General features: G+C 45.3%; 1 protein-coding gene. It reads right to left on the bottom strand.

Annotation, left to right across the window (positions count from 1 at the left end; genetic code table 11):
- Nucleotides 1-17: 17 nt before the first annotated feature.
- Nucleotides 18-914 (bottom strand): IS630 family transposase gene (locus tag AACR41_RS00035; protein WP_152551051.1). Its coding sequence is split into 2 segments (ribosomal slippage), with 899 coding nucleotides annotated over them: nt 18-627 and nt 626-914; the frame shifts between segments, so codons are not numbered across the junction. This gene is flagged as partial in the annotation.

Here is a 914-nt window from a genome sequence, read left to right as displayed (position 1 = left end):
TACAGCGTTTTTCAGTCTTATGAGGCGGAGTAGCAACAATGGGTAAACCAATTCTGCAAGTCTTGGCTTGATACTTGTGAGAAGGCGGCCTCAATCCCTTGTGCGAGCTCTGGATAAGTACGGGCTCCCCACGAACGTAAAATACTTTTGACTTTGGAGAAACAATTCTCAATCGGTGAAAAGTCTGGCGAGTATGGAGGAAGAAATATCAGTCTTGCACCAACTGCTTCAATACAGTCCCTAATGGCTTTCCCCTTGTGGATAGAGCAGTTGTCCATAATCACACAGGCTCCTTGCCATAACTGAGGTACTAACTGGCGATGTATGAAAGCTTCAAAAGTGAGACCATCACTACTGCCCAGTAGATTTACATTGGTCAGTACCTTCTCAAGACTAATGGCACTAATCATGGATACTCGTTTCCCCCTTTTGCTGGGACGTTTCCCATGGGCACGTTTTCCCCTGGGTGCTCGACCCCGTAATCGAGTCAGCGCTAAATCAACCCCTGATTCATCAATAAAGATCAAGTCTTTTACTAAAATCTCCCGCACCAGTTGCCAAAATTCATATCGTTGCTGCTGTACTCGTTCTGTTTCTTTCTCATCGGGATGCAGTGTTTTTTTTGAGGGTTATCTTGAGTTTTTGGAGCATCCGAAACATTGTGGTCACACTAATCCTGACGCCAACGGTTTCTTCGAGAAGGTCACAGAGTTCGGCTAAGGTTGCATCATTATGCTGCTTTACTAGCTGTTGCAGGGTGATGAGTTGAGTCTCATTGAGTTTAGTGGGGGTTTGTTTGAGGCGCTGCTTGGGTTGAATATCTCCTGTTTCACGATATTGCTTAGTTAGTTTACGCACGAAACTGTAGGCAACCCGGAATTGCTCAGCAATTTGGCGCTGTGATAGTTTACCTT

The organism is Picosynechococcus sp. NKBG042902 (genome assembly GCF_963864045.1).
GTDB lineage: Bacteria > Cyanobacteriota > Cyanobacteriia > Cyanobacteriales > MRBY01 > MRBY01.
The sequence above is the reverse complement of the archived record's forward strand: the minus strand, read 5'-3'. Positions and strand labels throughout refer to the sequence as shown.